The following is a 14337-nucleotide window of genomic DNA, read 5'->3' on the forward strand; positions in this document are numbered from 1 at the left end:
TCCTGATACCGGAAGCGGGTTACGTTTTGGCGGCCCGCGTATCAATCCGCAGAAGCTGCGCAGCTTTTTCATCTATCCCATTTCTTCCCGAATCCCGATGAAAAAACTATGGCAACTGCTCCCGCTGCTGGGGCTGTTGCTGGGCAGCTGCGCCCAGCAAAAAGAAGAGGCCACGGCGGCCGTTGAAGAAAAACAGCCGCTGGTAGTGCCGCCCGCCGCCAACCTGCCCGATGTGCCGCTGGGCCGGCTCTGGCAAACCCACCGCCCGGTTATCTACCAGGCCGATATGCGGATGCGGGTTACTGACTTTGAAGCTGCCACGGTGCAGCTGGATACGCTGCTCTACCGGCACGGGGCTTACCTGGCCGAGGCCCACGAAGCCACCGACGACGGCCGCCACTCGCAACACCTGACCATCCGGGTGCCCTCGGCGCGGTTTCTGCCCCTCACGTTTGCCCTGGGCCGCCTGGGCTATGTCGAAAGCAAGGACATTCGCTCCCACGACCTGACCTCCGAGCAGCTGCAGGCCCGCACCCAGGACACCGCCGCCAGCGTGCTTTCGGCCCGCGACCAGCTGCTAGCCGAAGAAGCTACCATGGGCACGCTCGATTTGGTGTACTACCAGCCCGTGCCGGCCGAAATGGCCCCGCAGCCCCCACTGACCCCGCGCCTGGTAGCCGGGCTGCGGTACGGCTGGCATCTGCTGGGTGAGTTCGTCGTTGCTCTCACCTACCTGTGGCCCCTCACGCTGGTCCTGGCCGGCTGGCTGATATACCGTCGGCGGCAGCGGCGGCTACCGGCCTGATGCGGCCTGCATGCTCTTAAACGCAACGCGCCCCGCCTTCCCGAAACCGGAAAAGCGGGGCGCGTTGCGTTTACGGACAGCCGTGAGCTAGTCCACAATCATATCCACCACCGAGGTAACCAGGGACAGGACAATACTGAAAATTAGGGCCGAAATAAAGCCATCCACCTCGAAGCCCGAAAGCAGGTAGCTGGCCAGCATCACAATCAGGGCGTTGATAACCAGCAGGAATAGTCCGAGCGTCAGCACAGTAATCGGGAAGCCGATGATTTTCAGAATGGGTTTTACCACCGCATTCAGGATAGCCAGCACGATAACCAGCACCACGGCATCCGTGAAGCCCCCGATATGGGAGCCGGGCAGATACCGGGCCAGCACGTACGTGATGATGGCCGAGAGCAGAAACTTGAGAATAAAGCCCATAGCGAGGGAAGTGTTAGGTGAGAAAAGTACAGTATTCGGGGAGTTGAATGCTGTACGTATGCTCCCGGGATGAGTTATGCCTTGGGCGGGCTGAAAACCGAATTATTGTTCCGCTTTCAGCCCGCCCAAGGCATAATACACTTCTGCTGACCTATTTTTCCTGCGGACGCGCCTTCAGGCGGCCCTGTGACACGCCCATCCAGTTGGCCATGTGGAAAAGCAGGCGCGCGCCCACTATAGCGTTCCACTCCGTGTCGCCGGGGGCTACTTCGTTCAGGTCGCAGCCGATGATGGTGCGGCCGGAGCGTACTACCATCCGAATCAGGTACAGAGCCTGCTCAAACTCCAGGCCGCCAGGTACGGGCGTACCGGTGCCGGGGCACAGCTTGGGGTCGAGACCGTCAATGTCGAAGCTCAGGTACACCTTCTGGGGCAGCTGGGCCACAATTTTTTTGCACTCCTTCTTCCAGGATTTACCGCCCAGCATCTCATTTTGCAGAAACCGGTCGGTGAACATGGTCACGCGGCCGTTGCTTTGGGCGGCGTACTCGGCCTCTTGCTGGCAATAGTCGCGGATGCCCACCTGCACCAGCTTTTTCACTTGGGGCAGCTTCAGGGCATTGTACATGATGGAGGCGTGCGAAAACTCGAAGCCTTCGTAAGCCGGCCGCAGGTCGCAGTGCGCGTCAATCTGCAGAATCCCGAATTCCTCGTGGCGCTCAGCCAAAGCGTGCAGGTAGCCCAGAGGCGTGCTATGGTCGCCGCCCAGCACTACAACGCCCTTACCGGCATCCAGCAAGGCACCCGTCTTCTTTTTCAGCCATTCCAGCAACGCCTGGCCGCGCTGGTTGATGCGGGTGGGCACATCCACGAACGAGGCGTGGGTTTCTTCCGGCTCGCCGTCTTCCAGCCAGCCAATGTACTCCTCGGCCAGGGGGCGCAGGCTGTGGCTTTCGGCCGCAATTTTCTCGTCGGGCTCTTCCATAGCCAGGCCCATCCGCCAGGCTTCAGGCAGATCCGGGTCGTAGAGGTCCACTTGCAGGGAGGCGGTGCGCATGGCCTCAGGGCCGGCGGCAGTACCCGCGCGGTAGGATACAGTTACTTCCCAGGGAACAGGTACTACCACTACCTGAGCCTCTTCCGGCGTAAAAGGAAGGCCGTAGAGGCCGCCAGCCGTGTCGCCCAAGGCATTAGGGTCGAAACTGGCCAGTTTACGTTCCAGAGCAGATGCAGAGTCAGCCATTGTAATCAAATGAAAAGTGAGAAGTGAGTTGTATAACTACTGACAACGGCAATGGCCCCGGTCCGCCGTTGCTGAGGCCCTTATGGCTTCAGTTTCAGCATCGGAGGCCATGTTGCCTGCAAGCAGTTGCGACTTATGCCGCTGGGTTAGGCACCGGTTTGCTGCCCGCCCATAAAATCGTAGGTGCGAATGATATCAAGAATCTTCTCGAACGTATCCCGGTCAAAGAAAATCATCAGGGGCAATTCCACCGAGTTGTCTTTGTCGGAGAACTGCGTCACTACCGAGAAAATGAGCGGCTGCACCATGGGCCGGTCAACCAGCAGGTTGCGCAGGGAGGCGGCCATATCGCCGCGCGGATGGGCCGGCGGGGCACCGTAGATGTGAGCCTTCAGGATGTTGGCCAGCTGCGTGACCAGAGCGCCGGTGATGATGTTGCTGATTTCCAGCAGCAACGATTCCTGCATCTCGTCAATCTGCACGGAATCGGAAGTGTTCATGCGTAGGCACACCCGCGAGAGGCGCTGCACATGCTGACCGGAGAAAAACATCAGCGTAGTGCCGTTGAAGTCCCCCCGGATATCGGACTGGATAACCACGTGACCTGTTTGCAGGTCGCCTACCTTTTCCAATATGCTTTTTCCGGAGACAATATCCAGATTAGGCACTTCCAGCAGCACCTTCTCCTGGGCGATAACCGCGAATGAATCGGCGGCACGAGCCAGCCCGATATTCAGGATTTCGCGGATAATGTCCCGCTCCAGTTCCGTCATGTGCAAATCCATAGAAATCAGTTGAAGAGACATTCAGCCGAAGCCGGTTGCCTAAGGCCTGCAATTACGCAAATTATGGTCGTTTGGCTAAAAACAGTCGAGTTAACGCGGGCACATCGAGCACCAGGCACACCTGCCCGCTACCCAACAGCGTAACGCCGCCAAACAAATCAATAGTATCCAGCGGTTTGCTCATGGGTTTTACCACGATATCCTGCTGGCGCAAAAACCGGTCAACGACAAGGCCGAGCCGGCGGTTATTATACTTGACAATGATGATATCCTGCCGGCCCTGCACATCAGCCTTTACAGCGGGCGGCAAAGGCCCGTCGCCGTTGTGCAGCAGCTTGCGCAGGGATACCACCGGTACGTTTTCTTCCTGCACGCGGGTAATCAGCACGCCACCCACTACGTTGAAGTTATCCGGCATCAGCGACACCACCGAGTCAGTGTGCATGAGCGGAATGGCGTAGTTGCGTTGGTCCAGCTGAAATAGCAGGGCCCCTTTCACGGCAATCGACGTGGGCAGTACCAGGGTAAAGGTGGTTCCCTGGCCCAGTACCGACTCTACCCGCAGCTGCCCGCCGAGCGAGTCAATGGCCAGCTTCACCACATCCAGGCCCACGCCGCGCCCCGAAATTTCGGTTACTTCCTTCGCCATCGAGAAACCCGGCTCAAACAGAAACGCCCGCACCGCGTCGTCATCGAGGGTGGCGGCTACGTTGGCGGCTACCAGTCCCCGTTCCACGGCCTTCCGCCGCACGCTCTCCACGTTAATGCCCCGGCCATCATCCTGCACCTGAATCAGCACGTCGTCCCGCTCGGTCTGGGCCGACAGGGTCAGATGGCTCTGGGCTGGTTTACCGGCGGCTTCCCGCTCGGCAGGCGTTTCCAGCCCGTGCCCAATGGCATTGCGCACCAAGTGTAGCAGGGAATCGGTGATGATCTGCAGAATATTGCGGTCAATCTGGATGTCCTCCCCGGTCATGGTCAGCTCCACATCCTTTTTCTCGGCCGCAGCCACATCGCGCACTACCCGCGGAAATTTGCTGAACAGGGAGCCTACGCCTACCAGGCGAGCATCCATCACGCTGTACTGCAGCTCGTCGGCAATCCGCGAAAGGTGCGTGGCGGCGGCTACCAGAGCCGGGTTGCCAATTTCCTGACTCAGTGTGAGTACCCGGTCCCGGTCAATAATCAACTCGCCCACCAGATTCATCAGGTGGTCGAGCTTTCTGATTTGAATATATACCAGATCCGACAGCTCCAGCTTACGGTTGGCGTCTTCGTCATCCTCCTCTTCCTGTTCCAGCACGGGCTCTTCGCCGCGCACTAGCCGGTCCAGGTTGTCCATGAGACGCCCTACTTCGGGCAGGTCCTCATTGGCCCCCACCGCCCGAATCATTTCACCAATCGTATCAATACCCGTGAAAAGCACCGGTACCACAGACCCCGTAAAGGATTTCTCCTTACTGCGGATCAGACCGAAGATGGTTTCCATGTGGTGGGCCAGCTCGCCAATGGCATTGTAGCCCATGGCCCGGGAGTTGGACTTGAGGTTGTGCATGAACCGGAACAGCTCATTCAGGGCGGGCTCGTCGGTGGGGTTACGCTCCAGCTCACTGATGTGGCGGCTCATGGCGTCGTAATACTCCAACGCTTCCGCCATGAACATTTCCCGGTATTCCTGTTCCCGTGACTTCATTGTACAGCTACGGGTTGAAGGCGGGAAATACCAGCAGTGCCAGTGCTCAAGCTCACTGGCCGGGTTGGCACATGACTGATCAGTGCCCCTGCAATGCCTGAGAGAGGGTGTACTTCGGTGGCTAGTCCGGCTTGAATAACTGATTTCGGCATGCCGAATACGGCTGAAGAGGCTTCATCCTGCACGATAACCGTACCACCCGCCTGCCGAATGGCCCGGGCACCCGCCGTGCCATCCTGCCCCAGGCCCGTAAGAACCACTCCCAGCACATTGCGGCCGGCGAGCCGCGCGGCTGACTGCATCAGGATGTCTATACTGGGCACATCTAGGCTGGCTTCACTGACAAAATCGGTTTGCCAACCCAGCCAGGGGCTGCCGCTAACTGGCTGCACAGTTATGTTGTAGCCACCAGGAGCCACCAGAACCCGACCCGCCACAAGGCGGCTACCGCTGCCGGCTGCTTCCACGGGCAAGTGCGTAATGCGACGCAAGCGTTCTACCAGAGTATCGGTGAAGTGGGCCGGCAAATGCACCGCCACCACAATAGCCCAGGGAAAACTAACCGGAATAGCCTGCAGTACCGTTTCCACGGCCGGTGCTCCGCCTGTAGAGCCACCGATAACCACAATCCCCTGTGGGGGTAGCGGAACCGTCCGCGGCCGACTGATAGCAGCCGGTAACGCGGCTACTGCACGGGGACGGGCTGCCAACAGCTTCCGCCTGAGCTGACTGTTCCATTCAGCCAGTTCGGGGCCGGTTGTGGGGACAGCAGTGATATAATCATACACACCCAAACGTGTGGCTTCCCGCAGCATACCTAGCAATGGAACCCCTGCACAATACAGCAGTACCGGTACCTGAAACTGACGTTGCAGCTGCTCCAGCCCGGAAAGCTCGTCCTCAGTGACTAGCGCCACTCCCGGACGCAAACGCCGGGCCAGTACCGACAGCTCAGTGGTCGACATGGCAGTACCTACTACTTCCAGACCGGAAGTAACAGATAACAGCCGCGTCAGTGCTGTCCGCACGGAGGTGGGCAGGTTACCGAGTAGCAGGGTGAAGGAAGGAGGTGAAACGGACACGGGGGAATGTAAACGCACGGGGAGCACACGGCTGAGGCACGTGCGCAATCAAACGGGTTAGGCTTGGTCGGATGCAGCTTCCTGCAGCGCGCTACCCACAATCTCCAGCACTTTTTCCTCAGAAAAAGGCTTCACGATATAGGCTGTAGCACCGCTTTCCAGCGCCTCGTTCACAATAACTTCCTGGCCCACGGCCGAGCACATCACCACTTTTACGTCGGGCTGCTCCTGCCGAATGCCTTTAAGTACATCCAGGCCGGTATTATCGGGCAGAATTACATCAAGGGTAATCAGGTCGGGTTTAGTAGCGGCGGCCATTTCCAGCGCCTGCTGGCCGTTGGCTGCCTCGCCTACCACCTCGTAACCAGCGTCGGTAAGCATATTCTTGAGCATCGTGCGCATGTAAAAAGAGTCGTCGACGATGAGGATGCGGTTTTTCATGAGAAGGGCAAAAAGCGAAATGGGGGAAATTAAGCTGAACAGTTCAGCGGCCTATGCTTTTGTACGGCTGCCGGACCCGGAAGATTCCGTTTTCGGCTGCAGCTGCATGATTTCGGAAGGAGTCAGCAGTTTCAGCATATCGAGCACTACAACAATGCGGTCCTCGATTTTGGCAATGCCCTCAATGTATTTGTCGTGAATGTTGATGTCCTGGATGAACTCCGGCGCCTTTTCGATGATGGATTGCTGGATAGACAGCGGCTGCGGCACCTCGCGTACCATAATGCCAATGGTGTACTCTTTAGCCTCAATGGCCATAGTGTACGACACCGCAGGCATCTCCTGACCGGCGGTGCGCAGACGGAACCGCTCTTCCAGATCAATGATGGCAATGATGTCGCCGCGCAGGTTGGCAATACCCTTCACGAATGGCGGCGTTTTGGGCATTCGGGCAATTTCCGGGGTAATGGTTACCTCCTTTACTTGCTCAATCCGAATCCCATACTCCTCCTCTCCCAGCCGGAACACAATCAGCTGGATAATAGGATCTTGTTTGACGCTTTTTTCAGAGTCAGGCATTCCTGAGGAAATAACGTTTTTCCGGGCCGCTGCTGACAACGGCCCGGGAGAACGGAGAACATATTAACTTATTTGGCTTTCCGCTTAGTACCGCGTGCTTTAGGGGCCGAAGCCTCTACCGGCGCTTCTGCAGCCGGCACCGATTTGGCAGCACGCCGGGAGCCAGACTTCCGGCCAGCTTCCTGTACCTCAGGTGTGATAGCGGCGGCGGGCGTAGTGGGGGCGACAGCAGTATCGCGCCGCGAAATACGTTTCCGGGCGGGAGTTGCTGGCTCCTCGGCCACAGCGGGTGTAGCGGTCCGACGACGAACCGGCTGGGCCGGTGCAGGGGCGGAAGCCACCGGACGGGCGGCAGAACGGTGGCCTAGCGCCCGGCGCCGAATGGGTTCGGGCTCCGGTTCGGGCTCCGGCTCCAGATCTTCCATCAGCTGGAAGGCGGACAGCCCCAGTTGCAGGTCGTCGGCAATGTCGGTGAGCTTCTGGCTGCTGGTGGTCAGTTCCTGCATGCTGGTGGACAACTGCTTGGCGGTGCTGGCTACCTGCTGCGTACCGGAGGCGGTTTGCTCGGCAATGGCTACCACTTCTTCCACGTACTTTACTACGTCGCCAATCGAGGTTTTCTGAATCTCGGTGGCGGTCAGAATGTCGCGGGAAGTGCGCAGGGTTTCACCGGACGAGGTGGCAATGTTCTTAAAGGCTGAGCTGGCCTCGAAGGTGGCATTCTTCCCTTTCAGTACCCGGCCTTCCATGGTGCTGATGGCGGAGGCGGCCGACGTGGTATCCTTCTTTACGTCCTCAACCAGCGTGGCAATTTCCCCGGCCGATTTGCGGGAGCCTTCGGCCAGCTTGCGGATTTCTTCGGCTACTACTGCAAAGCCACGGCCGGCTTCCCCGGCACGGGCGGCTTCGATGGCGGCGTTCAGAGCCAGCAGGTTGGTTTGGGCCGCAATGTCGGTGATTACGCCCAGCGACTTGCTGATTTCTCCGGACCGGGTGCTTAGTACTTCAATGGTTTTAGAGGTCTGGGCGGCGGCGCCGGCTATTTCCTCCATGTTTTTCACCACTTCCGCTACCGTTTTCAAACCCAGTTGCGAGGTCTGCTCACCCAGAATAGCTGCCTTAATGCCGACATCGGCCTTACCGGCAGTTTCCTTGGTGGCCTGCATGATTTCTTCAATCAGCTTGAAGGCCTGGTCCGTTTTGAGAGCCTGGTTCTGAGCGCCTTCGGCCATCTGCTGCATGGCCAGGGCCACATCAACGGTTACCCGGCTCATCTCCTGCCCTTTCACTACCATTTCCTCCGACGATTCCCCTACAATCTGCGACGACTCGTTGATTTCGCCCAGCAGTTCATTGAGGTTGTCCACGGCCAGATTCAGAGCGTCGGCCATGGCGCGAATGTCACCGGTCGTTTCGATTTCCACCTGCTGCTGCAGGTCGCCTTCCGAAATGGCCCGCACCACGCGCGACACTTCCAGTACCGGCGAGGCAATACTTTCGATGAGGGCGTTGAGCGTATCCACCAGTTCTTTCCAGGAACCCGATACGTCCGTTACTGTGGCACGTTCCGTCAGTTTGCCTTCGCCCCCGGCTACGCGGGCTACGCGGCTTACTTCCGAGGCCAAGCGGTTCAGGTCGTCCACCATGCGGTTGATGGTATCGGCCAGTTCGGCTACTTCACCCTTGGCTTCCAGCGTCAGCTTCTGGGTCAGGTCACCCTGCGATACGGCGGTTACTACTTTCACAATGCCCCGCACCTGCGTGGTGAGGTTGGCCGCCATCGTGTTTACGTTGTCGGTGAGGTCTTTCCACACCCCGCTTACGTTGGGCACATCGGCCTGACCGCCCAGGCGGCCGTCGGTGCCTACTTCCAGGGCCACGCGGGTTACCTCGCCGGCAAACACGTTGAGCGAGTCCACCATCTGGTTGATGTTGTCCTTCAGGTCGAGCAGCTCGCCTTTTACATCAACGGATACTTTCTGGCTCAGGTCGCCGCGGGCTACGGCGGAAGTTACGTTGGCAATGTCGCGCACCTGGCTCGTGAGCGAGGCGGCCATGAAGTTTACGTTGTCGGTGAGGTCCTTCCAGGTGCCGCGCACGTTGGGTACCACGGCCTGACCGCCAAGGCGGCCTTCGGTGCCTACCTCGCGGGCCACGCGGGTTACTTCGTCGCCGAACGTGTTGAGCGAGTCCACCATCTGGTTGAGGTTTTCCTTCAGCTGCAACAGCTCACCGCGCACGTTTACTGTCACCTTCTGGCTCAGGTCGCCGCGGGCTACGGCGGTAGCCACGTTGGCAATATCCCGTACCTGACTCGTCAGGTTCGAGGCCATCGTGTTTACGTTGTCGGTGAGGTCTTTCCAGGTACCCGATACGCTGGGCACGTTGGCCTGGCCGCCGAGAATCCCTTCGGTACCTACTTCGCGGGCCACGCGGGTTACTTCGCCGGCGAAGATGTTGAGCGAGTCCACCATCTGATTGAGGATGTTTTTCAGGTCGAGAATCTCGCCTTTCACATCTACCGTCATCTTTTGGGTCAGGTCGCCCTTTGCTACGGCCGTGGCTACGTTGGCAATGTCGCGCACCTGACTCGTCAGGTTCGAGGCCATCGTGTTTACGTTATCCGTCAGCTCTTTCCAGGTACCACCAACGCGGGGCACCGAGGCCTGGCCGCCGAGGCGGCCTTCGGTACCTACTTCGCGGGCCACGCGGGTTACTTCGTCGCCGAAGATGTTGAGCGAGTCCACCATCTGGTTGAGGATGTTCTTCAGCTCCAGGATTTCTCCCTTCACATCCACGGTCATCTTCTGGCTCAGGTCGCCGCGGGCTACGGCGGTGGCCACGTTGGCAATGTCCCGCACCTGCAAGGTCAGGTTCGAGGCCATGTTATTTACGTTGTCGGTCAACTCCTTCCACACGCCGGCTACGTTGGGTACGGAGGCCTGGCCGCCCAGCTTACCGTCGGTGCCTACTTCCAGTGCCACGCGGGTTACTTCGCCGGCGAACAGGTTGAGCGAGTCCACCATCTGGTTCAGGTTCTGCTTGAGCTGCAGCAGTTCGCCCTTTACATCGACGGTGATTTTCTGCGAAAGGTCGCCCTTGGCTACGGCCGTGGCTACGTTGGCAATGTCGCGCACCTGCAAGGTCAGGTTCGAGGCCATGTAGTTCACGTTGTCGGTCAGTTCCTTCCACACCCCGGCCACGTTCGGCACCACGGCCTGACCGCCGAGGCGACCTTCGGTACCTACTTCCTGCGCCACGCGGGTTACTTCGCCGGCGAACAGGTTGAGCGAGTCCACCATCTGGTTCAGGTTCTGCTTGAGCTGCAGCAGTTCGCCCTTTACATCGACGGTGATTTTCTGCGTCAGGTCGCCCTTGGCTACGGCCGTGGCTACGTTGGCAATGTCGCGCACCTGCAAGGTCAGGTTCGAGGCCATCGTGTTTACGTTGTCGGTCAGCTGTTTCCACACGCCGCCCACGTTGGGTACGGAGGCCTGGCCGCCCAGCTTACCTTCGGTACCCACTTCCTGCGCCACGCGGGTTACCTCACCGGCAAACAGGTTGAGCGAGTCCACCATCTGGTTCAGGTTCTGCTTGAGTTGCAGCAGCTCGCCCTTCACGTCCACGGTGATTTTCTGGCTCAGGTCACCGCGGGCTACGGCCGTGGCTACGTTGGCAATGTCGCGCACCTGAGAAGTCAGGTTCGAGGCCATGTAGTTCACGTTGTCGGTGAGGTCCTTCCAGATGCCGCCCACGTTGGGTACGGAGGCCTGGCCGCCCAGCTTGCCTTCGGTGCCTACTTCCTGCGCCACGCGGGTTACCTCGCCGGCGAACAGGTTCAGGTTATCGATGGTCTTGTTGATGGTTTCGGCCATCACTTTGAAGTCGCCCGACACCGGAATCTGGAAGGTTTCATCCAGATTGCCTTTGCTGATGTTCTTGAGCACTTTGCCTACCTCCAACACCGGCACGGCAATGCTATCCACCAGGCCGTTGATGTTGTTGATCATGTCGCGCCAGAAGCCGGCGGCATTTTCGCCGGAGGCGCGGGCTTTCAGGTTGCCTTCCACCCCGGCCACTTTGGAAATGCGCGATACTTCGCCTCCTACCCCGCCAATCATCTCCACCATGGAGTTATAGGCTTCGGCAATTTCGGCGAAGATGTCGTCGTTCTGCTTGGTCAGGCGCACCGATACGTCGCCCTTTTTAAAGGCATCGAGGGCATACAGTACCCGGTTCAACTGGTCGTTGATGTAGTCGGGGTCCTGAGCGGCGTATTTTCCGTTGGCTTCCCCGCGTTTCCGCGTGTGGTTGCCATTGGAGGGCGCAGTTGTTGTCAGGCTACCTTTGGTAACGGCGGCAACAGGAGCAGGAGTTGCCGCGGGAGTAGCCGGGCGGGTGGTTTTGGGCGTCTTAGCTGAAGCCATACACAAGAAAAGGTGGCGGGGCCTGCGAGTAGAAGGCGTTGCTCGAACGAAGCCGCTGGGTATACGGTTCCGGAACGGGCAAAGGTAGCAGATATGCCCATTCGGCCGCTATCAAGCATAAAATCTTATGCATTTCGAATAACTCGCGGATACTGAACATCTTGCCTGTTGGCGGTGGTGTATTGTATCCTATATAGTAGCGGTACAGTTTCCGCATATTTATACCCGTTGGCAACAGGGCCGGATTATTCCAGCATCTTTGCGGCAAAATTCAACTTTTACACTGCGGCACCCGTTCCCTACCGAAACCGCCTTGTGTATTCCCACCCCCTATGGTCAAAAATCTAGTCATCGTCGAATCCCCGGCCAAGGCCAAAACCATTGAAGGCTACCTCGGTAAGGACTTCGTGGTGAAGTCCTCATTCGGGCATGTGCGCGACCTGCCCAAGGATAATAACGCCATTGATATTGCCAATGGCTTCAAGCCGACCTACGTTGTATCGGCCGACAAGCGGGAAATTATCAGCCAACTGAAAAAGCTGGCCAAAGAGGCTGAAACCGTATGGCTGGCCAGTGACGATGACCGGGAAGGAGAAGCCATCAGCTGGCACCTGGCCGAAACGCTGAACCTGACCGGCGGCGGCAAAACACGCCGCATCGTGTTCCGCGAAATCACCAAAAATGCCATCCTCACGGCCATCGATAACCCCCGGGAAATTGACCTCAACCTGGTGAATGCCCAGCAGGCCCGGCGGGTGCTGGACCGGCTGGTGGGCTTTGAGCTCAGCCCGGTGCTGTGGAAAAAAGTGAAGGCTGGCCTCTCGGCGGGCCGGGTGCAGAGTGTGGCCGTGCGCTTGGTGGTGGAGCGTGAGCGGGAAATCAATCAGTTTAAAACTTCCTCTGCCTACCGCGTGGTGGCCCGCTTTGATGCCGGTCGGGGCGCGGTACTGGAAGCCGAGTTGCCCACCCGCTTCAAAACCCGCGAAGAAGCTGAGGCTTTCCTGGCCCGTTGCGTAGGCGCGGCCTACCGCATTGAAAACCTGGAGAAAAAGCCGGGCAAGCGCAGCCCCGCGCCACCGTTTACTACCTCCACGCTGCAGCAGGAAGCTTCGCGCAAGCTGGGCTTCTCGGTGGCCCAGACGATGAGCGTGGCCCAGAAGCTATACGAGGCCGGCAAAATCTCCTACATGCGTACCGACTCAGTAAACCTTTCGCAGGATGCTCTGACGGCCGCGCACCAGGAAATCAGCCGGGCTTACGGCCCGGAGTACGCCCAGACGCGGGTGTACAAAACCAAGTCGGCTTCCGCTCAGGAAGCGCACGAAGCCATTCGTCCCACGGATTTCGCTTTGCTGAAAGCCGGCTCCGATTCGCAGGAGCAGCGCCTCTACGACCTGATCCGGAAGCGGGCCATGGCCTCGCAGATGGCCGATGCAGTGATTGAGCGCACAGTGGCCACCATCAGCATCAGTACGCAGCCCGGCACTATGCTCTCGGCTACCGGTGAGGTGATTACCTTCGAAGGGTTCCTGAAAGCCTACGCCGAAAGCAAGGATGAGGAGGAGCAGGATGAAGCCGCCGAATCGTCGTTTTCGCGGGGGCTGCCGCCGCTGAATGTGGGGCAGGAACTGCCTTTGCAGCAGCTGCGCGCTACGGAGCGCTACGCCTCGCCTCCGGCCCGCTACACCGAAGCTTCGCTGGTGAAGAAGCTGGAGGAAATGGGCATCGGTCGGCCTTCCACCTACGCACCTACCATCAGCACCATCCAGAAGAGGGGCTACGTGGAAAAGGACTCCCGCGAAGGCAAGGAGCGTAAGTTCCACGTGCTCACGCTGGATGGCGACGCGGTGAAAACCGAAGTAAAAACCGAAACCTACGGGGCCGATAAAGCCAAGCTGTTCCCCACCGATACAGCCATGGTGGTGAACGACTTTCTAGTGGAGCACTTCCCCGTGATTGTGGACTACCAGTTCACGGCCAAAGTGGAGGATGAGTTTGACCGCATTGCCGATGGGCAGGAGCAGTGGACCGATATGCTGGCCGGCTTCTACGGCACCTTCCACGAAACCGTGGAGCGGGGCCAGAACATTGAGCGCAACACGCTGGGCAGCAACCGGGAAATTGGCACGCACCCCGAAACCGGCCAAAAGCTGACGGCCCGCTTAGGCCGTTTCGGGCCTTACGTGCAGATTGAGCCGCTGGAAGGCGCGCCCGAGGGCGAAAAGGCCGTGTACGCCAGCCTGCGCAAGGGGCAGTTCATTGAGAACATCACCCTGGAAGAGGCCCTGGAGCTATTCAAGCTGCCGCGCATTGTGGGCTCGTTCGAGGACAAGGACATGACGGCCGCGCTGGGCCGGTTTGGCCCCTACATCCGCCACGACGGCAAGTTCTATTCTCTCACCAAGGAACAGGACCCGCACACCATCACGGCGCAGGAAGGCATTGATTTGATCGAGGCCAAGCGCAAAGCTGATTCGGAACGTCTGATCAAGTCGTTTGCTGAAAACCCGGATATTCAGGTGCTCAATGGCCGCTTTGGTCCTTACATCGTGGCCGGCAAGAAGAACGTGAAAATTCCGAAGGGCGAAGAGCCTGCCGACCTCACGCTGGAGCGCTGCCTGGAACTGGCCGACGCCACGCCCGACAAGCCGGCCAAAGGTGGCCGCTTCGCCAAAAAAGCCGCTCCGGCTGCTGATAAAACCGAAAAGGCCGACACCCCCGCCAAGAAAGCCGCTACTAAAAAGCCAGCCGCCAAGAAGCCGGCTGCCAAGAAAGCCACCGGCACCACAGCCAAGAAAACCACTGGTAAAGCCAAGTAACGCTTCGGCCATACGTCAATGCAAAAGCCCCAACGACCCG

General features: G+C 58.9%; 10 protein-coding genes. 2 read left to right on the top strand and 8 right to left on the bottom strand.

Annotation, left to right across the window (positions count from 1 at the left end; all coding sequences use genetic code 11):
- The first annotated feature begins 97 nt into the window (after positions 1–97).
- The gene (locus EI291_RS06715; protein WP_125419033.1) at positions 98–805 is read left to right on the top strand and encodes a DUF4349 domain-containing protein; all 708 of its coding nucleotides are present in this window, start codon (positions 98–100) and stop codon (positions 803–805) included.
- Positions 806–892: 87 nt separating this feature from the next.
- Here EI291_RS06715 and EI291_RS06720 read toward each other — a convergent pair whose 3' ends face one another.
- From EI291_RS06720 to EI291_RS06755, 8 genes are all read right to left on the bottom strand, one after another.
- A complete protein-coding gene (locus EI291_RS06720) occupies positions 893–1228 on the bottom strand; it encodes a phage holin family protein (RefSeq protein ID WP_125419034.1) in 336 nt (111 codons plus the stop codon).
- A 151-nt stretch (positions 1229–1379) separates the two neighbouring features.
- On the bottom strand, positions 1380–2471 hold the full coding sequence (gene speB / locus EI291_RS06725; RefSeq protein ID WP_125419035.1) for an agmatinase: 1092 nt from the start codon (positions 2469–2471) through the stop codon (positions 1380–1382).
- A gap of 146 nt (positions 2472–2617) precedes the next feature.
- Positions 2618–3256, bottom strand: a complete 639-nt coding sequence (locus tag EI291_RS06730; RefSeq protein ID WP_240635393.1) for a chemotaxis protein CheC — start codon at positions 3254–3256, stop codon at positions 2618–2620.
- Positions 3257–3317: 61 nt separating this feature from the next.
- Complete coding sequence (locus tag EI291_RS06735) at positions 3318–4949, bottom strand: chemotaxis protein CheA (protein WP_125419036.1); 1632 nt, start codon at positions 4947–4949, stop codon at positions 3318–3320.
- The gene (locus EI291_RS06740) at positions 4946–6031 is read right to left on the bottom strand and encodes a chemotaxis protein CheB (RefSeq protein WP_125419037.1); all 1086 of its coding nucleotides are present in this window, start codon (positions 6029–6031) and stop codon (positions 4946–4948) included. Before EI291_RS06740 ends, EI291_RS06735 begins: the two co-directional genes overlap by 4 nt.
- A gap of 57 nt (positions 6032–6088) precedes the next feature.
- Complete coding sequence (locus EI291_RS06745) at positions 6089–6472, bottom strand: response regulator (protein ID WP_125419038.1); 384 nt, start codon at positions 6470–6472, stop codon at positions 6089–6091.
- Between the two features lie 51 nt (positions 6473–6523).
- The gene (locus EI291_RS06750) at positions 6524–7051 is read right to left on the bottom strand and encodes a chemotaxis protein CheW (protein ID WP_125419039.1); all 528 of its coding nucleotides are present in this window, start codon (positions 7049–7051) and stop codon (positions 6524–6526) included.
- A gap of 68 nt (positions 7052–7119) precedes the next feature.
- Positions 7120–11478, bottom strand: a complete 4359-nt coding sequence (locus EI291_RS06755) for a HAMP domain-containing protein (RefSeq protein ID WP_240635395.1) — start codon at positions 11476–11478, stop codon at positions 7120–7122.
- 332 nt (positions 11479–11810) lie between these two features.
- Here EI291_RS06755 and topA point away from each other — a divergent pair, with 332 nt between their 5' ends.
- Positions 11811–14297 carry a type I DNA topoisomerase gene (topA, locus tag EI291_RS06760; RefSeq protein ID WP_125419040.1) on the top strand — a complete coding sequence of 829 codons (2487 nt, stop codon included), beginning with the start codon at positions 11811–11813 and terminating at the stop codon, positions 14295–14297.
- Positions 14298–14337 lie beyond the last annotated feature (40 nt).

The sequence above is a fragment of the Hymenobacter rigui genome (assembly GCF_003944715.1).
GTDB lineage: Bacteria > Bacteroidota > Bacteroidia > Cytophagales > Hymenobacteraceae > Hymenobacter > Hymenobacter rigui.

What these genes read in the sequence shown, in the direction of transcription:
- EI291_RS06715 (WP_125419033.1), top strand. Translation starts at nt 98, where the DNA reads ATGAAAAAACTATGGCAACTGCTCCCGCTGCTGGGGCTGTTGCTGGGC.
- EI291_RS06720 (WP_125419034.1), bottom strand. Translation starts at nt 1,228, where the DNA reads ATGGGCTTTATTCTCAAGTTTCTGCTCTCGGCCATCATCACGTACGTG.
- speB (WP_125419035.1), bottom strand. Translation starts at nt 2,471, where the DNA reads ATGGCTGACTCTGCATCTGCTCTGGAACGTAAACTGGCCAGTTTCGAC.
- EI291_RS06730 (WP_240635393.1), bottom strand. Translation starts at nt 3,256, where the DNA reads ATGGATTTGCACATGACGGAACTGGAGCGGGACATTATCCGCGAAATC.
- EI291_RS06735 (WP_125419036.1), bottom strand. Translation starts at nt 4,949, where the DNA reads ATGAAGTCACGGGAACAGGAATACCGGGAAATGTTCATGGCGGAAGCG.
- EI291_RS06745 (WP_125419038.1), bottom strand. Translation starts at nt 6,472, where the DNA reads ATGAAAAACCGCATCCTCATCGTCGACGACTCTTTTTACATGCGCACG.
- EI291_RS06750 (WP_125419039.1), bottom strand. Translation starts at nt 7,051, where the DNA reads ATGCCTGACTCTGAAAAAAGCGTCAAACAAGATCCTATTATCCAGCTG.
- EI291_RS06755 (WP_240635395.1), bottom strand. Translation starts at nt 11,478, where the DNA reads ATGGCTTCAGCTAAGACGCCCAAAACCACCCGCCCGGCTACTCCCGCG.
- topA (WP_125419040.1), top strand. Translation starts at nt 11,811, where the DNA reads ATGGTCAAAAATCTAGTCATCGTCGAATCCCCGGCCAAGGCCAAAACC.